Genomic DNA, 22,639 nt, shown 5'->3' on the forward strand with positions numbered 1-22,639 from the left:
CGGCAACCGGCAGGTATAATCGCGGTCTTGCATCTGCCATTCGAGTCCACGCGCCGCGTAGCACGCCGCATGCGCCGCATGGACGCGTTCCGCTTTCGCGCGCCATCGCGATGATGTCCGCGCGCCGGCGCCTGCCTTCGAGTAACCGCACATGACCACACCCGTCCGTACCCGTTTCGCACCGAGTCCCACTGGCTTCATCCATCTGGGGAACATCCGCTCAGCGCTGTATCCGTGGGCGTTCGCCCGCAAGATGAAGGGCGCGTTCGTGCTGCGGATCGAGGACACCGATCTCGAACGTTCGACGTCGGCATCCGTCGACGCGATCCTCGATGGAATGAACTGGCTCGGTCTCGATTACGACGAAGGCCCGTTCTACCAGATGCAGCGCATGGACCGTTATCGCGAGGTCCTGAAGCAGATGGTCGAGAAGGATCTCGTGTACCCGTGCTACATGTCGACGGAAGAACTCGACGCGCTGCGCGAGCGTCAGCGTGTCGCGGGCGAGAAGCCGCGTTACGACGGCACGTGGCGCCCTGAGCCTGGCAAGGTCCTGCCGGTGCCGCCGGCCGGCGTCGAGCCGGTGCTGCGCTTCCGCAATCCGTTGACGGGCACCGTCGCCTGGGAAGACGCCGTGAAGGGGCGCATCGAAATCTCGAACGAAGAACTGGACGACCTCGTGATCGCGCGTCCGGACGGCACGCCGACGTACAACTTCTGCGTGGTCGTCGACGATATCGACATGCGCATCACGCACGTGATTCGCGGCGACGATCACGTGAACAACACGCCGCGTCAGATCAACATCCTGCGCGCGCTCGGCGCCGAGCCGCCGGTCTACGCGCACCTGCCGACCGTGCTCAACGAAGAGGGCGAAAAGATGAGCAAGCGCCACGGCGCGATGAGCGTGATGGGCTATCGCGACGCCGGTTATCTGCCCGAGGCCGTGCTCAACTATCTCGCGCGTCTTGGCTGGTCGCACGGCGACGCGGAAATTTTTTCGCGCGACCAGTTCGTCGAATGGTTCGACCTCGAGCATCTCGGCAAGTCGCCGGCGCAATACGACCACGACAAGCTCAACTGGCTGAACGCGCACTACATCAAGGAAGCCGGCAACGCGCGTCTCGCGGGCCTCGCGAAGCCGTTCTTCGGCGAACTCGGTATCGACGACGCAACGCTTGCCGCGGGTGCCGATCTGACGGCTGTCGTGGGCTTGCTGAAAGACCGTGCCTCGACCGTGAAGGAGATCGCGGAGAACGCCGCGATGTTCTACCGCGTACCGGCTCCGGAACCCGAAGCGGTGGCGCAGCACGTCACCGATGCCGTGCGTCCTGCGCTGGCCGATCTCGCTGCCGCATTGAAGAGCGCGGAGTGGACGAAGGAAAGCATCGCTGCCACGTTGAAGGCGACGCTCGGCGCACACAAACTGAAGATGCCGCAACTCGCGATGCCGGTGCGGCTGCTCGTGGCGGGCACGACGCACACGCCATCGATCGACAGCGTGTTGATGCTGTTCGGTCGTGAGGTCGTCGTGAGCCGCATTGAAAAGGCGCTTGCCTGAGCGATCGGTTGTGATCCCGCGCGCGCGAATGCGTAGGCATGCGGCCTTGAAAAAAGTCGCATGCGGTGACTCAAAGGGTATTTACAAAACGAGATTCGCTATCTACAATCTCGCTTCTGTTCTGCAAGGGGGTATAGCTCAGCTGGGAGAGCGCTTGCATGGCATGCAAGAGGTCAGCGGTTCGATCCCGCTTACCTCCACCATCAGAGCAGAATGAAGTCTTCCGCGAGTGCGGTGGTTGTAGCAAAAAAGACTTCACAAACAGCAGTGTGGCAGTTAGAATATCGTTCTTTGCTGTTGGCGGTAATTAGCAGCGAGAACAAGACAGAATCTGAAAAGATTATGTCCCCTTCGTCTAGAGGCCTAGGACATCACCCTTTCACGGTGAGTACAGGGGTTCGAATCCCCTAGGGGACGCCAGATATCAGCGTCGCTTGGTTGTCGAAAGCGATGTCGCTTGCAGAGAGTTAACTATCGCTCGCGGGCATGCAGTAAATGGAGTGGTAGTTCAGTTGGTTAGAATACCGGCCTGTCACGCCGGGGGTCGCGGGTTCGAGTCCCGTCCACTCCGCCAGATAAAGCCCGTTCAGGTGTACTTGAGCGGGCTTTTTCATTAAAGGTGTAAGCGTACATTGTCCCCTTCGTCTAGAGGCCTAGGACATCACCCTTTCACGGTGAGTACAGGGGTTCGAATCCCCTAGGGGACGCCAGACATCAGCAGCGCCACAGCAAGCCGGCGATGCAGCTTGAGAGAGATAACCAACGCTCGCAAGCCACGGTGCAAACAAGCTGGAGCGGTAGTTCAGTTGGTTAGAATACCGGCCTGTCACGCCGGGGGTCGCGGGTTCGAGTCCCGTCCGCTCCGCCAGATCAAGAAAAAAGCCCGCTGAGTTTCAGCGGGCTTTTTTCTTTCTCGCCGTCGAATCTCGAGGCGCTCCGGCCGTCGTTATTGAAGGGTGGCCTGAGTCGTTTCCGCTTGCCATCTTCATTCACAACCTTCACGACCTTCACGTCCGCGCCGCCCGTACGCGGTCTTGCCCGCTGTCTCGGGCAAACCGCCCCTTGCCAGCGCCCGCCGCCTGTCTTACCTTTGTGCGGTCATCATCCCGTCCGCTGCGCCATGCTCGACCCGACCGAAGCCTTGTCGCCCGCTTTCCTGTTGCGCGAAGCCAGCATGGATGACTTCGAGTTCGCCGAGGCGCTTACGCGCAACAACATGGGCGGTTATTACAGGCGCCACCATCTGGTGTGGCGCGGCGATCTGTTTCTTGCCAGCTGGCGGGAGTCGGAAAACTTCATTCTCGAACTGGATGGACATGGAATCGGCGTGCTGCGAGTCACCGAAGAAGGCGATTCGCTGCATATCCGCGACGTGCAGATCGCCGAAGGACATCGCCGGCAAGGCGCCGGGACCTACATGCTGAACATGTCGCACCGGTGGGCGCGCGCGCGCGGGCTGCGGGAATTGCAACTGCGTGTTTTCGTCGATAACCCCGCGGCCCGTCTCTACCACCGCATGGGGTACCGTCCCGCGGGGCCGCGCCTCGCGCAACTCGGGGCGATCCGCCACATGGCGCGGCGCGTCTGACACCTCTCTGGCTTTCACGCATTGCGGCTATTTCAGCTGGCCACGATGGGCATCCAGTTCATCGACGAACAGGCTGCTTTCGTCTTCATTTTCTTCATGCCGGCCGTCGCGATGTTCGATGCCGCGTTCGATGAAGGCGCGCGGGCTTTCGCCGAACGCGCGCCGGAACATCGCCGAAAACGCACTCTGGCTTTGATAGCCCAGCTCCTGCGCGACGAGCGAAAGCGGCCGGCCCTGGCTCAGCAGCGGAATCGCCCGCGCGAGAATAGCCTGCTGACGCCACTGCGAAAAACTGACTCCCAGTTCCTGGCGAAACAGACGCGCGATGGTCCGCGTGCTGGCGCCCACGCCCGACGCCCAGCCCTCGAGTGAATCCGCGTTGGCCGGATCGGCGATGACAGCTTCGCACAGTGCGCGCAGGCGCTTCTCGGTGGGCATGGGCACGGAGAGTGGTAACGGCTGCGAGCGCGTCAGTTCGTCGAGTGCCAGTGAGCCAAGCAACTGTTCGCGTGCCACCGAAAGACCTGGCGTATCGAGCGCGGCAATCACTTCGCGCAGCAATCCGGAGACTTCGACGACGCGACATGTGTCGAGCCCCGCGGGCACGACCGATTCGTTCACATACAGCGTCCTCAAAAACGCATCCTCGACAATGATGACTTCGTGTGTGACATGCGGCGGCACCCAGATTGCACGCGATGGCGGAACCATCCATGTCGTGCCCGACGTCGTCATCCGCAATACGCCTCGCGACGCGTACGCGACCTGCGCCCATGCGTGCGTGTGACGCGCGATGCGCACGCCGGCTGGCATCGGCCGCGACCGGACGCGGATGGGGTGCGTTGGTGTGGGCGCGAATTCCGGCGGAATGTCGGCGAAATCGACGCGCGTCGATTCCGGCATGGCAATGGGCTGGTTCATGACAGGGCAGGGCCGCAACTTCATACGAAGGATGACGCCATTGTAGGGGCGTTGCGCGCAGCCGGACGACGAGTCGCGCGACGTTAGCCATCCGGCAGAGGGCCGCCGGAAATTCGTGCGAGGCATAATGCATGTCATCCCATTTATTTCCCCTGGAGCAAGCGATGATCTTTGCGACCGCAGACCTGTGCGATGCCAATGAGGACAAGCTGGCCGCGGGCACGCTTCGCGTGCTCGATCCCGTGTTCCGGTTGTGGGGGCGCGCGGGTTCGTTTGCCGGCGAGGCCGTGACGCTGAAGCTCTTCGAGGACAACACGCTGGTGCGCACCACGCTCGAGGAAAACGGGAACGGCCGCGTGCTGGTCGTCGATGGTGGCGGCAGCCGGCGTTGCGCGCTCGTCGGGGGCAATCTTGGCCAGATCGCGGAGAAGAATGGCTGGGCCGGCATCGTGGTGAACGGCTGCGTGCGCGATACGCTCGAGTTGAACGAATGCAATATCGGCATCGCCGCGCTGGCGACCCATCCCCAGCGCAGCCAGAAACGCGGAGGCGGCGAGCGCGACATTCCGGTGCGCATGCCCGGATCGGTCGTGCGTGCGGGTGAATGGGTCTATGTCGACATCGATGGCGTGCTGGTTGCGGCCGCGCCGTTGAACTGACCGGGAGGGGAAGGTCATGCAGAACGTGTTTGTCTACGGCACGCTCAGGGCGGGGGAAGTCAACGACATCAGCTCCGCTGCTGCGCGCCACGATATCGCGGCGCCAACGCTGCTTGGCACCGCGGTCGTGAAGGGCCGGCTATACGACTTCGGTAACTATCCTGGACTCGTCGTGGACGGGCACGGCGTGCCGGTCAAAGGCGATGTCTATGCAATCGAAGATGCACTTGTCGCGGTGCTCGACGAAATCGAGGAGGTGTATCCCGGCGTCGAGGGTTTATTCCAGGGACGCGACGTCACGCTCGACGTCGATGGGACTGCGGTTGCGTGCCGCTTTTATCCCGTCGCGAAAGAGGCCGTGCTCGGGTTGAAGGAGATCGCCTCGGGCGACTGGGTTGCGCATCGCCGCGGGAGATGACGGGATGCAGGGGCTGCACGGCATGCCGTGCCATGCGGGCGCGTTTTTTCACTAGAACCGCGACGGGTGTTGATGCGCTCTCCGGTGTGAACCCGGTCACTGCGATCAGCGTGGCCAATGCACCGTCGCACCCACCACCCAGAACGAAACGGCTCAATGGGCCGAGACCCATTGAGCCGTCACATCACGATGATGCCCACGTGCCAGACCCGAGCCGCGCCAGCGCTTCAGCAAGCCGTTCAAACCGGCCCGGATTGACACAAACGCGGTATCAGATCTCTTCGTACAACGGCAAGGTCAGAAACTCGGTGAAGTTTTCCGATGTCGACATCTCTTCGAAGATTTCCGCGGCGCGCTCATAGGGCTTCGTATCGCCGCCGACGGCGGCCTTCACCTTGTCGAGTTCCTGCTTCGTCAGATCGCGCACCATCGCGGCGGTGACCTTGCGATCGTCGTCGAGCTTGCCCTTCGGCGAACGGATCCATTGCCACACCTGCGAGCGGGAGATCTCGGCGGTTGCCGCATCTTCCATCAGGTTGTGGATCGGCACGCAGCCATTGCCCGCAAGCCACGAACCGAGATAGTGGATGCCGACGTTGATGTTGTTGCGCAGGCCCGCTTCCGTGATGGGGGCTTCCGGACGGAAGTCGGTCAGGTCTTTCGCGGTGACCTGCACGTCTTCGCGCTGCCTGTCGATCTGGTTGGGCCTGTCGCCCAGCACCCTGACGAACTCTTCCATCGCGACCGGTACGAGACCCGGGTGCGCAACCCAGCCGCCGTCGTAACCATCGCCGGCATCACGCGCCTTGTCGGAGCGCACACCGCCCATTGCCTTGTCGTTGGCCGCCGGGTCGTTCTTGATCGGGATCAGCGCGCTCATGCCGCCGATCGCAGGTGCGTTGCGGCGATGGCACGTCTTGAGCAGCTGCAACGCATAGGCGCGCATGAACGGCACGGTCATCGTGATCTGCGAGCGGTCGGCAAGGCAGAAGTCCTTGTCGTTCTTGAATTTCTTGATCGCCGAGAAGATGTAGTCCCAACGGCCTGCGTTGAGGCCCGAGCTGTGTTCGCGAAGCTCGTACAGGATTTCGTCCATTTCGAAGGCCGCGAGAATCGTCTCGATCAGCACGGTCGCGCGAATCGTGCCGCGCGCGATGCCCACCGCTTCCTGCGCCGCGACGAAGATGTCGTTCCACAGGCGCGCTTCGAGATGGCTCTCGAGCTTCGGGAGGTAAAAGTACGGGCCCGAGCCGCGCTTCACCAGTTCCTTCGCGTTGTGGAACAGAAAGAGCGCGAAATCGAAGATGCCGCCAGACACGCGCTGCCCGTCGACCGTCACGTGCTTTTCGTCGAGATGCCAGCCACGCGGACGCACGATCAGCGTCGCGACCTTGTCGTTGAGGCGGTACGACTTGCCGTTCTGTTCGAGCGAAATCTCACGGCGCACGGCGTCTTTCAGGTTCAGATGCCCGGTGATCAGGTTGTCCCAGCTCGGCGCGTTCGAATCCTCGAAGTCCGTCATGTACGAATCCGCGCCCGAATTCAGCGCGTTGATGATCATCTTGCGTTCCACCGGCCCCGTGATCTCGACGCGACGGCATTGGAGATCCTTCGGCAGCGGCGCGACCTTCCAGTCGCTGTCGCGGATGGACTTCGTTTCAGCGAGGAAGTCGGGGCGCTCGCCGGCGTCGAGACGTTTCGTGCGCTCGGCGCGCGCCTTCAGCAGTTGCTGGCGACGCGGCTCGAATACGCGATGCAGGTTCGCGACGAGCTCCAGTGCGGCGGGCGTGAGAATCGATTCGAAGCCCGGCTTGATTTCAGCGGTGATACGCATGCCCTGTGGCAGTTGCAACGACAACGACGATTGATTCGTCATGGTTTCTCCCTTGGTCGGTCAGATTACGGAAATGCGATGAGGTGCTTCATGCTCGTTCAAACTGTCCAGTTCACGTGGCGCCTTTACTGGGGCGCGCGCGGCCTGGGCTTTTATCGGGCGGCAGCAGGGTGGCCAGAAACGCGGGCAGATCGGCAAGGCTTGTGCCGGTGCCATGCGGGCTCACGCCGAGTTCCTCGGCGGGATTGCGAGCGCGGTTGATCCAGAACGTGGTGTAGCCGAACCACGTCGCACCGGCCACGTCCCAGCCGTTCGACGACACGAATACGATCTCGCGCGGCGTTGCGCCGAAAGCGGCCGTGCCGAGCGCGTAGGCGGCCGGCGCGGGTTTGTAGGCGCGCACGGCGTCGACTGACAGCACGTGATCGAAAAGGCCGGCCATCCCGGCGCTCTTGACGGCGATATCGAGCATCTGCGGGTTGCCGTTGGACAGGATCGCGAGCCCGATGCGCGCGCCGGCCGCGACATCGGCGCCAGCCTGAGGCGCGCGCAACTGACGCAGCACAGGGACCGCGTCAGGGAACGCGGAAAGGCACGCGTACTCGTCCATCAAGCGCTTTTCCGCCGCCGTGTTGAGCGTAAGGCCGAGTTTGCGGGCGGAAAAACGCAGCGCGTCGAGTGTGATGGTCCAGAACGGTTCGTAGCGTGTACCGCCGACGTCCGACAGCGTGCGCAACTGCGTGTATTCGATCTGCTTCTGACGCCACAGGAGCGAGAGCGCATCGCCGTGGCCGGGGAACATCTGCTCCGCGGCAGCGACGACCGAATGCACGTCGAAAAGCGTGCCGTACGCGTCGAAAATAACTGCCTTGGGGAAGAGTGTCGTTGTGGCCGACATTGCCGTGCGCTCCAGTCAGAGGTCAAGACGAATTCTATTAGTGATGTCCCGTAGATAGAAAGACGGTAAACATCACTTGATCTTTTACTTTCATATACCTAATCTGGCGTTCGACACCATTACCCGCGTCCACCGACGCGTCCCATCCGCCATGGACCGCTTCAAGCAGATCGAAACGTTCGTCGCCGTCGCGGCACGCGGCAGCCTGTCCGCGGCTGCCCAGGCCGAGGGCGTCGCGCCTGCCATCATCGGACGCCGGATCGATGCGCTCGAAGAACGGCTCGGCGTGAAACTGCTCGTGCGCACGACGCGGAAAATCACGCTGACGTTCGAAGGTTCCGCGTTTCTCGAAGACTGTCAGCGCATCATCCACGACATGCAGAACGCCGAGTCGAGCGTGTCGGCGGGCGGCGTCAAGGCGAGCGGGCATCTGCGCGTGTCGGCGCCGGCCGGTTTCGGGCGGCGTCACGTCGCACCGCTCGTGCCGGCGTTCACGGTCGCGCATCCCGACGTGTCGATCACGCTCGATCTGTCGGACCGGATGGTCGACCTGGTCAACGAGGGGTTCGACTGCGCGGTGCGGCTTGGCGAGCTGCCCGATTCGTCGCTGGTGTCGCTGCGCCTCGGCGACAACCGGCGCGTGGTGGTGGCTTCGCCCGCCTATCTCGCGCGGCGCGGCGCGCCGGAAACGCTCGCCGCGCTCGCCGGCCACAACTGCCTCGCGCTCGGCGCGAGCGCGAACCAGCAGCGCGGCTGGACGTTCCAGCAGGACGAAAAAATCGTGACGATCAGGGTCTCCGGCACGATGGAGTGCTCGGACGGCGCGGTGCTGCACGAATGGTGTCTCGAGGGCTACGGTCTCGCGTGGCGCTCGTGGTGGGAAGTCGGCACGGATATCGCGGCCGGACGCCTCGTCACGGTGCTCGACGCATTCGCGGCGCCGCCCATCGGCATCCACGCGGTGTTTCCACAGCGTCGACATTTGCCGTTGCGGGTCCGGCTTTTTCTCGATTTCCTGAAACATACGTATAGTCATCCAGGCTACTGGGGTTAGCGCACAGCCCCGGCCCGCTCGGGTTTCCGATATGCGGACAGACCCGCACGCGGGCCGTGCAGCGGATTCTTGCGCACTACAATCGATTCGGGACGCCGCGTATTGCCCGCTGTCCACATACGCGCCCGCATCCAGCGGACCTGAAGAAACGCCGCAGCTGACGACGGAGGACACGATGTTCAAGCACATCCTGGTTCCGACTGATGGTTCAGAGCTATCCAGAATGGCCATCGACGGTGCAATCGACCTCGCGAAATCCGTCGGTGCGCGTGTGACGGCCTACGCATGTCTGCCGCAATATCCCTACTCGCCGTTCTCCGAGGTGGTGATCGAGCCGCCGGTCGATTTTCAGGAGCGCAGCGAACGCGAAGCGCGCCTGCACCTGCAGGAAGTCGAGCAGGCAGCGCTCGACGCGGGCGTTGCCTGCTCGAGCGAAACGAGCGTTCATCCGTCGCCGTATCTCGGGATCATCGAGGCGGCGGAGCGGGGTGGTTGCGACGTGATTTTCATGGCGTCGCACGGGCGGCGCGGGCTCGGCAGCCTGCTGATCGGCAGCGAGACCCAGCGGGTCCTGACGCATACCCGAATCCCGGTGATCGTCTACCGATAAGCGCCGCTGGCGCCAGGACGTGGCGTACCACGAATACGCCTGAGGAAAAACGCGCCGGCGGATAGCCAGCGCGCGTCTTGTCCGTTCTTCGCACGGTGATGCCGCACCGGAACGCATCTCAGGTGTCATGCCAGCCGCCGGCTTCTGACCGGCGGCCGTGACGCCTCTGGTGCCGGCCCTCTGCGGGGCCGCTCCTCCCTGTGTTGCCTGTCGTGCCGCTCACGCCGTCGTCAAACGGCGTTCAGGCGACCTTCTTGTCGAAGAACTGCTCGTCTTCCGTCGAGCCGTGCAGGGCGGTCGTCGACGCGTCGCGCTCGACCGTCTGCGTCACGGCGTCGAAGTAGCCGGTGCCGACTTCGCGCTGGTGCTTCACGGCGGTGAAGCCCTTTTCGGCTGCCGCGAATTCGGCCTGCTGCATTTCGACGAACGCGCTCATCTGCGTGCGGGCATAGCCGTGCGCGAGGTTGAACATCGAATAGTTCAGCGCGTGGAAGCCGGCGAGCGTGATGAACTGGAACTTATAGCCCATCGCACCGAGTTCCTTCTGGAACTTGGCGATCGTCGCGTCGTCGAGGTTCTTCTTCCAGTTGAACGACGGCGAACAGTTGTACGACAGCAGCTTGCCCGGGAACTGCTTGTGGATCGCCTCGGCGAATTTCTTCGCGAATTCGAGATCCGGCTTGCCGGTTTCGCACCAGATCATGTCGGCGTACGGCGCGTAGGCGAGGCCGCGCGAGATAGCCTGCCCGATACCCGGCTTCGTGCGGTAGAAGCCTTCGACGGTGCGCTCGCCGGTCAGGAACGGCTTGTCGTTGTCGTCGATGTCCGACGTCACGAGGTCAGCCGCTTCCGCGTCCGTGCGGGCCAGCAGGATCGTCGGCGTGCCCGACACATCGGCCGCGAGACGCGCTGCCGTCAGCTTCGCGATGTTTTCGCGCGTCGGCACGAGCACCTTGCCGCCCATGTGGCCGCATTTCTTCACCGAAGCCAGCTGGTCTTCGAAGTGGACGCCCGCGGCGCCGGCCTCGATCATCGACTTCATCAGTTCGAACGCGTTCAGCACGCCGCCGAAACCGGCTTCAGCGTCCGCCACGATCGGCGCGAAGTAGTCGATATAGCCTTCGTCGCCCGGGTTCTTGCCTTCGGACCACTGGATCTGGTCGGCACGCGTGAGCGTATTGTTGATGCGCTTCACGACGAGCGGCACCGAATTCGCCGGATACAGCGACTGGTCGGGATACATTTCGCCTGCGACATTCGCGTCGCCGGCCACCTGCCAGCCCGACAGATAGATGGCCTTCAGGCCGGCCTTGACCTGCTGCATGGCCTGATTGCCGGTCAGCGCGCCGAGTGCGTTGACGAACGGCTCGTTATGGATCGATTCCCACAGCTTTTCGGCGCCGCGCTTCGCGAGCGTGTGCTCGACCGGCACCGAGCCGCGCAGACGCACCACGTCTTCAGCGGAATACGATCGCTTGATGCCCTTCCAGCGCGGATCGGTTTCCCATTGTTGTTGGAGTTGCTGACTCTGTTGTTGACGTGACATGGTGTGCTCCTCTAATTGCCCAAACAGGTGGATCGGTTGATCTGCGTTTCCAGCGAAGCGGATTTCAGACCTTTTCGGCTGCTCCGCGTCGTGAAGTCTTATATAAGAGTCTAGGCAAATCGAGGTAGTCGCAACAGGCGCCGTTGAAGCTTTGTTTGATATTTTTAGTTTATATAAATCAAATATTTACGATTTTAATTTCACAATAAGAAATACAATTTCCCATGTTGCAACAGCAGTGGTTGTGCCACGCAGCACGATTTTTTACGACGCAAAAAATTTTTCCACATTGTGAAATGTCGTGGGCGGCGATGGATGGGCGAAAAAAAACCGGTGCCTGAGCACCGGTTTTTCTGAAACCTCACGCGGCATGGAGCCGTTCGAGGTGATGTAGCGTCGCTGTCGGGCCCGCTTTAAACGCTGACCCGATCGCATGCCCGAGGGCTTAGCTGCCGCGACGCGCGGTACGCGGACCGTCGCTGCGACGGGCGCCGTAGCCACCGTCACGCGAGCCGCCGTCGGCCGACTTGCCTGCCCAGCCGCCGCCCGTGCGAGCGCCGCCGCCATTGCCGGCCGGCTTGCCGCCGCCGCTACCGAAGCGACGACCGCCACCACCGTTGCCGCCACCCGGACGGCCACGGCCGCCAAAGCCCGGACGACCGGTGCCCGACGGTGCCGATTTGCGCGGCTCGAAACCTTCGACAACGTTGACCGCGAGCGGCGTACGCACGAAACGTTCGATGCGCTTCAACGCGCCCTGTTCGGCGTGATGCACGAGGCTCACGGCGATACCCGAGCGGCCGGCACGGCCGGTACGGCCGATACGGTGTACGTAGTCTTCCGCGAACTTCGGCAGATCGTAGTTGAACACGTGCGTGATGCCCGGGATGTCGATGCCGCGTGCCGCGACGTCGGTGGCCACGAGCACGCGCACACGGCGCTCGCGCAGTGCCTTGATCGTGCGGTTGCGCGCGCCTTGCGGCAGATCGCCGTGCAGGGCGGCCGATTCGAAACCGGCGTCGGCGAGACGGCCAGCGAGCTGGTCGGCTTCGTTTTTCGTCGCCGTGAACACGATGGCCTGGTCAAGGCCGGCGTCACGCAGCAGATGGTCGAGCAGACGATCCTTGTGATCGCGGTCGTCGACGTAATGCACGGTCTGCGCGATGTTGGTGCGCTGTTCCATGCGCTGGACGATTTCGATGCGCTCCGGATCCTTCAGCAGACGGCCCGTCAGCGCGCCGATCTTGCCGTCGAGCGTGGCCGAGAACAGCATCGTCTGACGCGTGGCCGGCGTGGAGGCGACGATCGTTTCGATGTCTTCGATGAAGCCCATGTCGAGCATGCGGTCCGCTTCGTCGAGGACGAGGATCTGCAGTTGCGACAGGTCGATACGGCCGCGTTCCAGGTGATCAATCAGACGACCCGGCGTGGCGACGAGAATTTCAGGGTTTTTGGCCAGCAGCATCAGCTGTTGACCATATGCGACGCCGCCGAGAATGCTGACGGTGCGCAGGCGCTTCAGATGCTTGCCGTACGTGGATGCAGCGGTCGTGACCTGCATCGCGAGTTCGCGCGTCGGCGTCAGGACCAGCATCGTCGGGCGGGCGACGGGCTGCGGGCGGCGCGTGCGGCGATCGCCGTCGGCCGGGCGCGGTTCCCGCGGCTGGGCGGCCTGGGCCTTTTGCAGCTGCGAGAAACGCTCGATTGCGGGCAGCATGAACGCCGCGGTCTTGCCGGAACCGGTCGGGCTCGACACCATCAGGTCGCGGCCGGCGATGGCGGCGGGAATCGCGCGCTGCTGAACCGGCGTCGGTGCCGAATAGCCCGCGGCCGTCAGAGCGGAGACGACATCCGCCGAAAGGCCGAGCGACGCGAACGTCGGGCCGCTCGGCGCGGCGGCGTCGGCCACCACGGCTGCGGTCGCGACATCTTGCGAGGCGGCAGCAGGGGTGTCGAGACCGAGGGCTTGATCGGCGATGGCGTTCAACGGGCTGGGAGTATTGCTCGAAGTCATGAGAATCCTTGAAACACGGGAAGTGAAACGTCGGCGCCAATCGGCATACCCAAGTCGTCGGATTCAGCGAGCAAAGAAGCAGCGAGCAAATCGAAAAACGGGGGCAGCTCGCAACAATGAAGGCGAGCTTTTCGTTAGAAGCTGTATCGGATGCGACAAGCCGATATTGGCATTGTCGCCAGCCTGGTACTTGACGGCCCGAAATGAGGGCCTGCTGGCAGGAGGGGACAGGTTCTAAACTGGATTGGAGCAAAACGCTACGAGGCGCTGCGCAGCCGCGCGCCGGAAAGAAAACCGGGCAAAGCAGTGAAGCGCAGGCGCATTATATCGGGTTTTGCTGCACTGCGCCACTATCCCGTAAATGGCCGATGACCGGTGAAGCGGGCTGCGTTCGTGGTCTTGACGGGCGGACAGGTTGCGTCAGGTCAGGCCGAAGCGCCGCTCTTCAGCGATTCGACCAGTTCGACATATTGCTGCTTTGCGGTGTCCTGCGGTGTGCCCTTGAGGGCGGTCCATGCGTCGTACTTGTATTTGCCGACGATATCGGTGAAGCCCGGCTTGTCGCCGCGGACGTCGCCTTCGGTGGCCTGCTTGAAGAGGGCGTACAGACGCAGCAGCGTCAGGTTGCCCGGACGCTCCGGCAGTTGCTTCACATCTTCCTGGGCCTGCGCGAACAGCGTATTAACGTTGTTTGTGTCGCTCATCCTTGTTCTCCATGCGTGTCGAGGTTGGCTGGCGATCATAACAAGCATGGCGGTGCATCGGGCTGGAGCGATTCTTCCAGACCGCGCGACGCCGGCGCGGGCGGCGATGCCAATACCGCTGGCAACGCCCGGGGGTGTCGGTGCGGTTCGCCTCCGGCAACGCGGGGCGCCGCATTACAATAGCGGTCATGACCCGAATCGTCCTGCTTGCCCTCGATACATCGACCGAATTCTGCTCGGTCGCGCTTTTGTCCGCCGGTTCCGATGCGGATACCGGTGCGTCGCCCGTCGACCCTGCCGCTGCTTCCTCGCGCGTCTGGGTGCGACATGAAGCGACGGGCGCCGTCTCCAGCACGCGCCTCTTGCCTGCAATCCGCGAACTCTTCGACGAAGCCGGTCTCGCGCTCGCCGACTGCGACGCCATCGCATTCGGCGCGGGCCCCGGCTCGTTCACGGGTCTGCGGACCGCGACGGGCGTCGCCCAGGGGCTCGCGTTCGGCCTCGATATTCCGGTCGTGCCGGTCAGCACGCTGCTCGCGTGCGCCGAAAGCGCGCGGCTGCGCGATCCGTCGGCGAACCGCGTGCTGGCCGCGCTCGACGCGCGCATGGACGAAGTCTACTGGGCGGATTACGCATGGGACGACGCGCAGCACGAGTGGCGCGCGGTCCATCCGGCGTCGCTCGATGCGCCCGGCAACACGCCGGTTCCCGAGGCGCCGTTCACGCTGGCAGGCAACGCGGCCGCGGCGTTCGGCGAGCGGCTCGTGGCGGCGTCGCGCGCGCGCGCGATCGATCGCGAAGCCGTGCCGCACGCGATGCCGGTCGCGATGGTCGCGCTGCGGGCGTTCCGCGCGGGCCGCACGGTGCCGGCGGATCAGGCCGCGCCCGAGTACATTCGCGACAAGGTTGCGCAGACCACTGCCGAACGCATGGCCGCAAAGGCCGCGCAGGCGGCGGGACATGCACCGGTCGCGCAGACCGTTTTGCGTGAGGGCCAGCGATGAGCGGCGTGCTGCTCGCCGACCGCTACGTATCGCCGATGACAGAGGGCGATCTGGACGAGGTCGCGGCCATCGAGAAACTCGGATATGAGTTTCCGTGGAGTCGCGGCAATTTCGCGGACTCGCTGCGCAACGGCTATTTTGGGATCTGCCTGCGCCACGTCACGGGCGCGCTGATCGGCTATTGCGTGCTGATGCCAGTGGTCGACGAAATGCATCTGCTGAACCTGTGCGTGACGCCTGCTTCGCAAGGCGCGGGCGCGGGTCTCACGTTGCTGCGCGAAGCGGTGCGCATCACGCGCGCCGAGAAACTCGATGGCCTGCTGCTGGAAGTCCGGCCTTCGAATCACCGCGCGATCCGTCTATATGAACATTTCGGGTTTTCGTCGATTGGACGGCGCAAGAACTATTATCCGGCGCGACATCGCAGCCGGGAGGACGCCATCGTGATGCGTTATTCGTTTGCAGGGGAGGGCGCAGATGGCGTTCTCTGAATCCGCGCTGGAAGAACTCGGCCTCGCGCCGATGTGGGTGCGCCGCGGCATGCGGCCGTCCGTCGAAACGACCGCATCGGCCGATGCCGCTGGCGCGGCCAGCAACGCCGGCAAGACAAGTGCGATCGAAGCCGCCGATGCGGCGGGAGCCACGTCTTCGCTACAGGCTGCGTCGCCGCGCGAAGCCGGCATGAACGCCCGCATTCAGCAACCGCCCGCGGGCGCGGACGAACCGGCATGGCTCGACGAGGTATCCGTCGAACCTCCGGCGCACACCCGGACAAACCGCATCGTCGCCGATGCGCGGGCAGACACCGGCACCGACGTCGCCACGCTCGACTGGGATGCGCTCAGCGCGCGCGTCACCGCATGCGAGCGTTGCCGTCTGTGTGAGAAGCGGACGAACACGGTCTTTGGCGTCGGCGACCGCAATGCCGACTGGATGCTGATCGGCGAAGCGCCCGGTGAGAACGAAGACCGTCTCGGCGAACCGTTCGTCGGCCAGGCGGGCAAGCTGCTCGACAACATGCTGCGTTCGCTGACGCTCGCGCGCGACACGAACGTGTACATCGCGAACGTGATCAAGTGCCGCCCGCCCGGCAACCGCAATCCCGAACCCGACGAAGTCGCGCGCTGCGAGCCGTATCTCCAGCGCCAGGTGTCGCTCGTGAAGCCGAAGGTGATCGTCGCGCTCGGCCGCTTTGCCGCGCAGAGCCTGCTGAAAACCCAGGCCAGCATCTCGTCGCTGCGCGGTCGCGTGCATGAATACGAAGGCGTGCCCGTCATCGTCACGTATCACCCGGCGTATCTGTTGCGCAGTCTGCCGGACAAGGCGAAAGCCTGGGCCGACCTGTGTCTCGCGCGCGATACGTGGCAGAAGACGGCCGGCGCGCCGCCCCGTTGATGAACGCCGCGCCCGGGCCGGTGGCGGATGCCGCAGCGCCTCTCGCGCCATTCGACCTGCTGCGCGACGCCGTCGTCCGTGATCTTGCGTGGCTGCTGTTCAGCCCGGATCTGCTGCGCGCGCAACCGCCTGCGGGCGTGCTCGCGCGTCTCTTTGAAACGCCAGCCGAAGAAGCGGCGACCATTGCCTGGCTGCATGCGCTCGATGCCAGTCCGGACGGTTTGCATCGGCATATCGCCGCGTCGCGGATCACGCGGTTAGGCCGTTACGCCGAGTGTCTGCTCGGGTGGTTTCTTCAGCATGGCCCGGCCGCGCGGCTCGTCGCCGCGAACGTCGCGTTACGGCGCGCGGGCGTGACGCTTGGCGAGTGTGATTTCCTGGTGGAGACGGCAAGCGGCCGGCGCCTGCATTGGGAACTGGCCGTGAAGTGCTATCTGCACGCCGGTGCCGGTCGCGCGCAACTGGCCGACTATGTCGGCCCGAATCTGCAGGACCGCTTCGATCTGAAGCTGTCGCATCTCCTCGATCATCAACTGCCGCTCAGCGCGCGCGAAGAATTCGCGACGCTCGGGCATCGCGGCCCATGGGAGCCGGCGATGTTCCTCAAGGGCTGGCTGTTCTATGGCGCGACCGGGAGCGAAACGGGTGCGCTGCAGGACGCGCCGCAGATCGATCCGGCGCACGCGCGCGGCTGGTGGACGACCCGCCCGGACTGGCCGGCATTTTCGGCGACTCAGGCCGCGACGTGGAAGGTGCTGCCGCGTCTCGAATGGCTGGCGCCCCGGCGTTATGAGGCAAGCGACGCAAGCGAGCCATCTCCGGAAACCGTGTTCGTGGATGCCGCCACGCTGCTCAATCAGCTCGAACGACAGACGGGGCCGACGATGGTGGCGTCGTTCGTATGCGATGAAGCAGGCCGGTGGATCGAACAGTCGCGCGGCTTCATCGTGCCCGATGACTGGCCGCGACGCGGGCAGGCGTTTGCGCGTCAGTGACCGTGCTTGCCGGAACCGGCGATGGCTATCCGCATTGCACCCGAGTGACCGCGAATAACGCAGGCACGATCAGCAATCGTCCTTACCACCAGCGATAAAAATGATGCACCGGCCCGACGCCGCTACCGACGTCCAGCCGGTCGCTCTGTTCGAGCGCGCCGGTCAGATACAGCTTCGCGTCCGCGACCGCGCTCGCCAGATCGCTTCGTTGCGGAATCAGCGCCGCGATCGCCGACGACAGTGTGCAGCCCGTTCCGTGGGTATTTTTCACCGGCACGCGCGGGCCGCCGAGACGCAGCGTGCCGCTTTCCTGAATCAGCCAGTCGGGGCTGTCCGCGGAGACGAGGTGGCCGCCTTTCATCAGCACCGCGCGCGCGCCAAGCGCGCGCAGCGCTTCGCCCTGACGGATCATCGCCGCTTCGTCGGTGGCGGCGGCTTCGCCCAGCAGCGCGGCTGCTTCCGGCAGGTTCGGCGTGAGCAGGGTGGCGAGCGGCAGCAGTTCGTCGCGCACCGCCGCGACGGCATCGGGCGCCAGCAGCGCGTGATTGCTCTTCGAGATCATCACGGTGTCGAGCACGACGTGCGCTGGACGGTAACGGCGCAACGCCCCGGCGACCGCACGCGCGATCCCGGCGTTGGCCAGCATGCCGATCTTGACGGCATCGATACGGATGTCGTCGAACACGGCGTCGAGTTGCGCGGTGATAAACGCCGGATCGGGTGTATGGATCGCCGTCACGCCGCGCGTGTTCTGCGCGGTCAGCGCGGTGATGACGCTTGCGCCATACGCACCGAGCGCGGAAAACGCCTTGAGGTCGGCCTGGATGCCCGCGCCGCCGCCCGAATCGGAGCCGGCGATCGTCAGGACGTGGGGAATGGCTTGAGTCATGGGAAGCAGCGTGCGGAAAAGAAGAAGGACATGGGTGGCCGGATCGTGCGTCCGGCAGGCGTGCCTGCCGTCAGTGTTTGACTTCGCCGATCAGCGCAACCGAGTCGAACGTGCGCTGGTTCGCCTGGTGACGCCGCATCACGAACCACATCATCACGCAGACGAAGGTGCCGAACAGCACGATCACCGCCGACACCGGTACGTCGAGCCACACCAGCACGGCGTACAGGCACAGCATCACGAGCACTGACAGGTTCTCGTTGAAGTTCTGCACGGCGATCGAGTGGCCGGCCGACAGCAGCACGTGCCCACGATGCTGCAGGAGCGCGTTCATCGGCACGACGAAAAAGCCCGAGAGCGCGCCGACGATCATCAGGAAGAGATACGCAATCAGCAGATAGCCCGGCACGTGCATCCGGCCGAAATAGATGCCCCAGTGCGCCGGAAATATCGACTTCGTATAGAACGCCATCAGCATCACGGCGACGCCCATCATGATGCCGACCGGCAGCACCGAAAGCGACTTCTTGAGCGGTACCTTGCCGGCCGCGATCATCGCGCCCGCCGCCACGCCGACAGCCACGACGGCCTGCAGGATCGCGGCTTCCGAGAGCGACATGCCGAGCGACACTTCCGCCCACTTCAGCACGATGAACTGCAGCGTCGCGCCCGCGCCCCAGAAGAGCGTCGTGACCGCGAGCGAAATCTGGCCGAGCTTGTCGCGCCACAGCACGAGAAAGCAGTCGGCGAAATCGGTGACGAGCTTGACCGGGCCGCGTTCCTGTTTCGGATAGCGCGCGCCGGTGTCGGGAATGCGCAGATTGAAGAGCGCGGCGACCACGTAGAACACCATGATCACGAGCATCGCGGCTTCGGCGGGTGTGTTGATCGTGGGAATGTGGTGCCTGAGGATCGGCGCGGCGATGTGCGGATTGATCAGCGCGCCGCCCAGCACCGTGCCGAGGATGATCGACCCGACGGTCGTGCCTTCGATCCAGCCGTTCGCGGCGACGAGCCGCTCGGGCGGCAGCAGTTCGGTGAGGATGCCGTACTTGGCCGGCGAGTAAGCCGCGGCGCCGAAGCCCACGATGCCGTAGGCAATCAGTGGATGCGCGCCGATCAGCATCGTGAGGCAGCCGAGCACCTTGATGGTGTTCGTGACGAACATCACGCGACCCTTGGGTCGCGAATCGGCGAAGGCGCCGACGAAGGCAGCAAGGACGACGTACGACAGCACAAAGAACAGCTTGAGCAGCGGCGTCATCCAGTTTGGAGCGTGAAGGTCTTTCAGCAGCGCAATAGCAGCAATCAGGAGCGCATTGTCAGCCAGCGACGAAAAAAACTGCGCGGCCATGATGGTGTAAAAACCTTTTTTCATCTGATGCGATGCTGTCCTCGCTGCGGTCCGTCCGCCCCGGCCGTGTGCAATGTGTCCGGGCTTATGCCGTTCGAAATGGGTTGTGCGCACGGCTTTATATCATGAAAATAGGCGCATTCAGACTAGCAGAATCCTCGATCGCACCGTCTGGCGGCCCCCGGCGCGCTGAAAACGCCGTGTAAGCTCCTGATTCGCAAGCGTCTTTACGAAAATATCCCATGCCGCGTCCGCTCTCAGCCACCATCCATACCTCCGCTCTCGCCAACAATCTTGCCGTTGTCCGCCGCTATGCGCCGAAGTCCCGTATCTGGGCCGTCGTCAAGGCCAACGCATACGGACACGGGCTCGCGCGCGTGTTTCCGGGCCTGCGCGCCACGGACGGCTTTGGATTGCTCGACCTCGAAGAGGCCGTGAAGTTGCGCGAACTGGGTTGGGCCGGCCCGATTCTTCTGCTCGAAGGCTTTTTCCGTCCGACGGATATCGACCTTATCGACCGCTACAGCCTCACCACGGCGGTGCATTCCGATGAACAGATGCGGATGCTGGAAATGGCGCGGCTGTCGAAGCCGGTGAATATCCAGCTCAAGATGAATAGCGGCATGAACCGGCTCGGCTATACGCCGGAGCGCTACCGGGCCGCGTGGGAACGCGCGCGGGCCTGTCAGGGTGTCGGCCAGATCACGCTGATGACCCACTTTTCGGATGCGGACGGCGATCGTGGCATCGCGTATCAGATGGAAGCGTTCGAGCGCGGCGCGGAAGGCATTGCCGGCGCGCGCAGCCTCGCGAACTCCGCGGCCACGCTGTGGCACCCGGAGGCGCACTTCGACTGGGTGCGGCCCGGCATCATCCTGTACGGCGCGTCGCCGTCGGGCGTCACGGCCGCAATCGAAGGCACGGGGCTGCAGCCCGCCATGACGCTCGCTTCCGAGCTGATCGCGACGCAGATGGTCTCTGAAGGCGAGACGGTCGGCTATGGTTCGACGTTCGCCGCGCGCGGGCCGATGCGCATCGGCGTGGTGGCCTGCGGTTACGCGGACGGCTATTCGCGCACGGCGCCCGAGGGCACGCCGGTGATCGTCGACGGCGTGCTGACACGGCTTGTCGGGCGCGTGTCGATGGACATGATCACCGTCGACCTCACGCCATGCCCGACAGCGGGTGTCGGCTCGCGCGTCGAACTGTGGGGGACGGCGCTGCCGATCGACGACGTCGCGCGCGCCTGCGGCACGATCGGTTATGAACTGATGTGCGCCGTCGCGCAGCGCGTGCCGGTACGCGCCGAATGACTTTTCCGACATATCAGACAGAAAGACGCAGTAACAGGAAGGCGCGTGGCTAAACAGAAGACGTTGTACACCTGCACCGAGTGTGGCGGGCAGGCGCCTAAATGGCAGGGGCAGTGTCCGGCGTGTGGCGCGTGGAACACACTGGTGGAAACCGTCGCGGAACAGGCCTCGACGAACCGCTTCCAGTCGCTCGCGAAAAACGCGCCGGTTCAGCGTCTCGCCGATATCGAAGCCGCCGATGTGCCGCGGTTTTCGACCGGCGTCAGCGAATTCGACCGTGTGCTGGGCGGCGGCCTCGTCGCGGGTGGCGTGGTGCTGATCGGTGGCGATCCGGGCATCGGCAAATCGACGCTGCTGCTGCAGTCGCTCGGCGAAATCGCCAGCGAACGACGCGCGCTCTACGTGAGCGGCGAAGAATCCGCGGCGCAGATCGCACTGCGCGCGCAACGCCTTTCGCTGCTCGATCCGCAATCGAAGGCGAGCGAGCTCAAGCTTCTCGCCGAAATCCAGCTGGAGCGAATCCAGGCGACGATCGAGGCCGAACGGCCCGACGTGGCCGTCATCGATTCGATCCAGACGATCTATTCCGATGCGCTGACTTCGGCGCCGGGCTCCGTCGCCCAGGTCCGCGAGTGCGCGGCGCAACTCACGCGTGTCGCCAAGCAGTCGGGCACGGCGATCATCATGGTCGGGCACGTGACGAAGGAAGGCAATCTGGCCGGCCCGCGCGTGCTCGAACATATCGTCGATACCGTGCTGTATTTCGAGGGCGACACGCATTCGTCGTTTCGTCTCGTGCGGGCGTTCAAGAACCGCTTCGGCGCGGTCAACGAGCTGGGCGTGTTCGCGATGACCGAGCGCGGCTTGCGCGGTGTGTCGAACCCTTCCGCGCTGTTCCTCTCGCAGCATGAGCAGACGGTGCCGGGTTCGTGTGTGCTCGTCACGCAGGAGGGCTCGCGGCCGCTGCTGGTCGAAATCCAGGCGCTGGTGGATACCGCGCATGTGCCGAATCCGCGCCGGCTGGCGGTCGGGCTCGAGCAAAACCGCCTGGCGCTGCTGCTGGCCGTGCTGCACAAGCACGCGGGCATCGCGTGCTTCGACCAGGACGTGTTTCTGAACGCCGTGGGCGGCGTGAAGATCACCGAGCCGGCCGCCGATCTCGCGGTGCTGCTCGCGATCCAGTCGTCGCTGCGCAACAAGCCGCTGCCAAAGGGCCTGTTCGTATTCGGCGAAGTCGGCCTGGCAGGCGAAATCCGGCCGTCGCCGCGTGGCCAGGACCGGCTGAAGGAAGCCGCCAAACTGGGGTTTTCGATCGCCGTGATTCCGAAGGCGAACGCGCCGAAACAGCCGGTCGAAGGCTTGCGCGTGATCGCCGTCGAACGGATCGAGCAGGCGATCGACCAGGTTCGTGAGCTGGACTGAGCCATTTCTTGCGATCGGCGCGCCGGCGGATCGGGCACTTTTTCCGGGTAATCAGCGGTAAAGGTCTCTACACCGGCTGTAACCCGAAGGACACGGGTTTTCCTTATTCTGCCCCGATTAGCAGTCCGTCATGGGCGGAAAAGGAACGCGTCTTGAAACAGACTCATGAATCGTCGGCGGAGCGTCTCGTACACCTGCGCGGCTGCCGCGTGTCGGAGCCGATCCGGCAACCCTGGGGCGGTCGCGGTTGCCGCATCGTCGAATGGGTCGATACGACCGGACAGATTTCGCGGCGCGTCGTGGCGGAAGACGTGACCGCTGACGAAGTGCGCGCCACCATCGAGCATCACGTTGAAGGTCGCAAGCACGTCCTGATCGACGACGAGCGCGAGCCACGGCAGACCTTGCCACGTCGCTAGGCGCGGGCGCGCGGGCGTTAGCTACGTTTCCCGGTCTGCGG

Annotated in this window: 21 protein-coding genes and 5 tRNA genes; 18 read left to right on the plus strand and 8 right to left on the minus strand. The window is 64.1% G+C overall.

Going from position 1 to position 22,639, the window contains the following annotated elements; all coding sequences use genetic code 11:
• Window positions 1–151: 151 nt before the first annotated feature.
• From gltX to BLV45_RS06585, 7 genes are all read left to right on the plus strand, one after another.
• Window positions 152–1,561: a glutamate--tRNA ligase gene (gene gltX, locus BLV45_RS06555; RefSeq protein ID WP_090530551.1), complete on the plus strand. Its 1,410-nt coding sequence runs from the start codon at window positions 152–154 to the stop codon at window positions 1,559–1,561.
• Between the two features lie 127 nt (window positions 1,562–1,688).
• Window positions 1,689–1,764: transfer RNA gene (locus BLV45_RS06560), tRNA-Ala, on the plus strand.
• A 141-nt stretch (window positions 1,765–1,905) separates the two neighbouring features.
• Window positions 1,906–1,981 (plus strand) — tRNA-Glu (locus BLV45_RS06565).
• Window positions 1,982–2,058: 77 nt separating this feature from the next.
• A tRNA-Asp gene (locus tag BLV45_RS06570) sits at window positions 2,059–2,135 on the plus strand.
• 60 nt (window positions 2,136–2,195) lie between these two features.
• A tRNA-Glu gene (locus BLV45_RS06575) sits at window positions 2,196–2,271 on the plus strand.
• 81 nt (window positions 2,272–2,352) lie between these two features.
• Window positions 2,353–2,429: transfer RNA gene (locus tag BLV45_RS06580), tRNA-Asp, on the plus strand.
• A gap of 252 nt (window positions 2,430–2,681) precedes the next feature.
• Complete coding sequence (locus BLV45_RS06585; protein WP_090530555.1) at window positions 2,682–3,149, plus strand: GNAT family N-acetyltransferase; 468 nt, start codon at window positions 2,682–2,684, stop codon at window positions 3,147–3,149.
• Window positions 3,150–3,176: 27 nt separating this feature from the next.
• Here the strand turns inward: BLV45_RS06585 and BLV45_RS06590 are convergent, their stop codons facing one another.
• Entirely contained in the window at window positions 3,177–4,070 is an 894-nt protein-coding gene (locus tag BLV45_RS06590) for an AraC family transcriptional regulator (RefSeq protein ID WP_176954078.1), read from the minus strand.
• A 164-nt stretch (window positions 4,071–4,234) separates the two neighbouring features.
• Here BLV45_RS06590 and rraA point away from each other — a divergent pair, with 164 nt between their 5' ends.
• Together rraA and BLV45_RS06600 are read left to right on the plus strand one after the other, a co-directional pair.
• On the plus strand, window positions 4,235–4,729 hold the full coding sequence (gene rraA, locus BLV45_RS06595) for a ribonuclease E activity regulator RraA (protein WP_090530561.1): 495 nt from the start codon (window positions 4,235–4,237) through the stop codon (window positions 4,727–4,729).
• A 16-nt stretch (window positions 4,730–4,745) separates the two neighbouring features.
• The gene (locus BLV45_RS06600) at window positions 4,746–5,147 is read left to right on the plus strand and encodes a gamma-glutamylcyclotransferase family protein (protein ID WP_090530563.1); all 402 of its coding nucleotides are present in this window, start codon (window positions 4,746–4,748) and stop codon (window positions 5,145–5,147) included.
• 271 nt (window positions 5,148–5,418) lie between these two features.
• Here the strand turns inward: BLV45_RS06600 and aceB are convergent, their stop codons facing one another.
• Together aceB and BLV45_RS06610 are read right to left on the minus strand one after the other, a co-directional pair.
• Window positions 5,419–7,023 carry a malate synthase A gene (aceB, locus tag BLV45_RS06605; protein ID WP_090530567.1) on the minus strand — a complete coding sequence of 535 codons (1,605 nt, stop codon included), beginning with the start codon at window positions 7,021–7,023 and terminating at the stop codon, window positions 5,419–5,421.
• A gap of 70 nt (window positions 7,024–7,093) precedes the next feature.
• Window positions 7,094–7,879, minus strand: coding sequence for a haloacid dehalogenase type II (locus BLV45_RS06610; protein ID WP_090530570.1), 786 nt, complete (start codon window positions 7,877–7,879; stop codon window positions 7,094–7,096).
• Between the two features lie 151 nt (window positions 7,880–8,030).
• On the opposite strand from BLV45_RS06610, the gene BLV45_RS06615 reads away from it, so the two are divergent.
• The gene (locus tag BLV45_RS06615) at window positions 8,031–8,933 is read left to right on the plus strand and encodes a LysR family transcriptional regulator (protein ID WP_090530574.1); all 903 of its coding nucleotides are present in this window, start codon (window positions 8,031–8,033) and stop codon (window positions 8,931–8,933) included.
• A gap of 175 nt (window positions 8,934–9,108) precedes the next feature.
• A complete protein-coding gene (locus tag BLV45_RS06620) occupies window positions 9,109–9,543 on the plus strand; it encodes a universal stress protein (RefSeq protein ID WP_090530577.1) in 435 nt (144 codons plus the stop codon).
• 241 nt (window positions 9,544–9,784) lie between these two features.
• Here the strand turns inward: BLV45_RS06620 and aceA are convergent, their stop codons facing one another.
• From aceA to BLV45_RS06635, 3 genes are all read right to left on the minus strand, one after another.
• Window positions 9,785–11,089 (minus strand): isocitrate lyase, encoded by a 1,305-nt coding sequence (aceA, locus tag BLV45_RS06625; RefSeq protein WP_090530580.1) that lies wholly within the window; start codon window positions 11,087–11,089, stop codon window positions 9,785–9,787.
• A 445-nt stretch (window positions 11,090–11,534) separates the two neighbouring features.
• Entirely contained in the window at window positions 11,535–13,103 is a 1,569-nt protein-coding gene (locus BLV45_RS06630; protein WP_090530583.1) for a DEAD/DEAH box helicase, read from the minus strand.
• Window positions 13,104–13,528: 425 nt separating this feature from the next.
• Window positions 13,529–13,807: an acyl-CoA-binding protein gene (locus BLV45_RS06635; RefSeq protein WP_090530585.1), complete on the minus strand. Its 279-nt coding sequence runs from the start codon at window positions 13,805–13,807 to the stop codon at window positions 13,529–13,531.
• A 188-nt stretch (window positions 13,808–13,995) separates the two neighbouring features.
• Here BLV45_RS06635 and tsaB point away from each other — a divergent pair, with 188 nt between their 5' ends.
• Genes tsaB through BLV45_RS06655 form a run of 4 tightly spaced genes read left to right on the plus strand, consistent with a single transcriptional unit; the run spans window position 13,996 to window position 17,201 of the window.
• Window positions 13,996–14,811 (plus strand): tRNA (adenosine(37)-N6)-threonylcarbamoyltransferase complex dimerization subunit type 1 TsaB, encoded by an 816-nt coding sequence (gene tsaB / locus BLV45_RS06640; RefSeq protein ID WP_090530588.1) that lies wholly within the window; start codon window positions 13,996–13,998, stop codon window positions 14,809–14,811.
• Complete coding sequence (gene rimI / locus BLV45_RS06645) at window positions 14,808–15,302, plus strand: ribosomal protein S18-alanine N-acetyltransferase (protein WP_090530591.1); 495 nt, start codon at window positions 14,808–14,810, stop codon at window positions 15,300–15,302. Before tsaB ends, rimI begins: the two co-directional genes overlap by 4 nt.
• Window positions 15,289–16,206 carry a uracil-DNA glycosylase gene (locus BLV45_RS06650; RefSeq protein WP_090530594.1) on the plus strand — a complete coding sequence of 306 codons (918 nt, stop codon included), beginning with the start codon at window positions 15,289–15,291 and terminating at the stop codon, window positions 16,204–16,206. The genes rimI and BLV45_RS06650 overlap by 14 nt, the downstream gene beginning before the upstream one ends.
• Entirely contained in the window at window positions 16,206–17,201 is a 996-nt protein-coding gene (locus BLV45_RS06655) for a DUF1853 family protein (RefSeq protein WP_090531237.1), read from the plus strand. The genes BLV45_RS06650 and BLV45_RS06655 overlap by 1 nt, the downstream gene beginning before the upstream one ends.
• A gap of 82 nt (window positions 17,202–17,283) precedes the next feature.
• Here the strand turns inward: BLV45_RS06655 and thiD are convergent, their stop codons facing one another.
• Both thiD and lplT read right to left on the minus strand, forming a co-directional pair.
• The gene (gene thiD / locus BLV45_RS06660; RefSeq protein ID WP_090530596.1) at window positions 17,284–18,090 is read right to left on the minus strand and encodes a bifunctional hydroxymethylpyrimidine kinase/phosphomethylpyrimidine kinase; all 807 of its coding nucleotides are present in this window, start codon (window positions 18,088–18,090) and stop codon (window positions 17,284–17,286) included.
• A 70-nt stretch (window positions 18,091–18,160) separates the two neighbouring features.
• A complete protein-coding gene (gene lplT / locus BLV45_RS06665; protein WP_090530599.1) occupies window positions 18,161–19,468 on the minus strand; it encodes a lysophospholipid transporter LplT in 1,308 nt (435 codons plus the stop codon).
• A 218-nt stretch (window positions 19,469–19,686) separates the two neighbouring features.
• Between lplT and alr the strand changes: the two genes are divergently transcribed.
• The 3 genes from alr (at window position 19,687) to BLV45_RS06680 (ending at window position 22,598) form a co-directional block, all read left to right on the plus strand.
• A complete protein-coding gene (gene alr, locus BLV45_RS06670) occupies window positions 19,687–20,757 on the plus strand; it encodes an alanine racemase (RefSeq protein ID WP_090530602.1) in 1,071 nt (356 codons plus the stop codon).
• A gap of 45 nt (window positions 20,758–20,802) precedes the next feature.
• Window positions 20,803–22,179, plus strand: coding sequence for a DNA repair protein RadA (radA, locus tag BLV45_RS06675; protein ID WP_090530605.1), 1,377 nt, complete (start codon window positions 20,803–20,805; stop codon window positions 22,177–22,179).
• A 152-nt stretch (window positions 22,180–22,331) separates the two neighbouring features.
• Window positions 22,332–22,598 (plus strand): DUF2866 domain-containing protein, encoded by a 267-nt coding sequence (locus tag BLV45_RS06680; RefSeq protein ID WP_090530607.1) that lies wholly within the window; start codon window positions 22,332–22,334, stop codon window positions 22,596–22,598.
• Window positions 22,599–22,639: the final 41 nt, after the last annotated feature.

It is taken from the genome of Paraburkholderia sartisoli (assembly GCF_900107685.1).
GTDB classification, from domain to species: domain Bacteria; phylum Pseudomonadota; class Gammaproteobacteria; order Burkholderiales; family Burkholderiaceae; genus Paraburkholderia; species Paraburkholderia sartisoli.

Coding starts and splice junctions, on each gene's coding strand:
- gltX (WP_090530551.1), top strand. CDS start 152: ATGACCACACCCGTCCGTACCCGTTTCGCACCGAGTCCCACTGGCTTC.
- BLV45_RS06585 (WP_090530555.1), top strand. CDS start 2,682: ATGCTCGACCCGACCGAAGCCTTGTCGCCCGCTTTCCTGTTGCGCGAA.
- BLV45_RS06590 (WP_176954078.1), bottom strand. CDS start 4,070: ATGAACCAGCCCATTGCCATGCCGGAATCGACGCGCGTCGATTTCGCC.
- rraA (WP_090530561.1), top strand. CDS start 4,235: ATGATCTTTGCGACCGCAGACCTGTGCGATGCCAATGAGGACAAGCTG.
- BLV45_RS06600 (WP_090530563.1), top strand. CDS start 4,746: ATGCAGAACGTGTTTGTCTACGGCACGCTCAGGGCGGGGGAAGTCAAC.
- aceB (WP_090530567.1), bottom strand. CDS start 7,023: ATGACGAATCAATCGTCGTTGTCGTTGCAACTGCCACAGGGCATGCGT.
- BLV45_RS06610 (WP_090530570.1), bottom strand. CDS start 7,879: ATGTCGGCCACAACGACACTCTTCCCCAAGGCAGTTATTTTCGACGCG.
- BLV45_RS06615 (WP_090530574.1), top strand. CDS start 8,031: ATGGACCGCTTCAAGCAGATCGAAACGTTCGTCGCCGTCGCGGCACGC.
- BLV45_RS06620 (WP_090530577.1), top strand. CDS start 9,109: ATGTTCAAGCACATCCTGGTTCCGACTGATGGTTCAGAGCTATCCAGA.
- aceA (WP_090530580.1), bottom strand. CDS start 11,089: ATGTCACGTCAACAACAGAGTCAGCAACTCCAACAACAATGGGAAACC.
- BLV45_RS06630 (WP_090530583.1), bottom strand. CDS start 13,103: ATGACTTCGAGCAATACTCCCAGCCCGTTGAACGCCATCGCCGATCAA.
- BLV45_RS06635 (WP_090530585.1), bottom strand. CDS start 13,807: ATGAGCGACACAAACAACGTTAATACGCTGTTCGCGCAGGCCCAGGAA.
- tsaB (WP_090530588.1), top strand. CDS start 13,996: ATGACCCGAATCGTCCTGCTTGCCCTCGATACATCGACCGAATTCTGC.
- rimI (WP_090530591.1), top strand. CDS start 14,808: ATGAGCGGCGTGCTGCTCGCCGACCGCTACGTATCGCCGATGACAGAG.
- BLV45_RS06650 (WP_090530594.1), top strand. CDS start 15,289: ATGGCGTTCTCTGAATCCGCGCTGGAAGAACTCGGCCTCGCGCCGATG.
- BLV45_RS06655 (WP_090531237.1), top strand. CDS start 16,206: ATGAACGCCGCGCCCGGGCCGGTGGCGGATGCCGCAGCGCCTCTCGCG.
- thiD (WP_090530596.1), bottom strand. CDS start 18,090: ATGACTCAAGCCATTCCCCACGTCCTGACGATCGCCGGCTCCGATTCG.
- lplT (WP_090530599.1), bottom strand. CDS start 19,468: ATGAAAAAAGGTTTTTACACCATCATGGCCGCGCAGTTTTTTTCGTCG.
- alr (WP_090530602.1), top strand. CDS start 19,687: ATGCCGCGTCCGCTCTCAGCCACCATCCATACCTCCGCTCTCGCCAAC.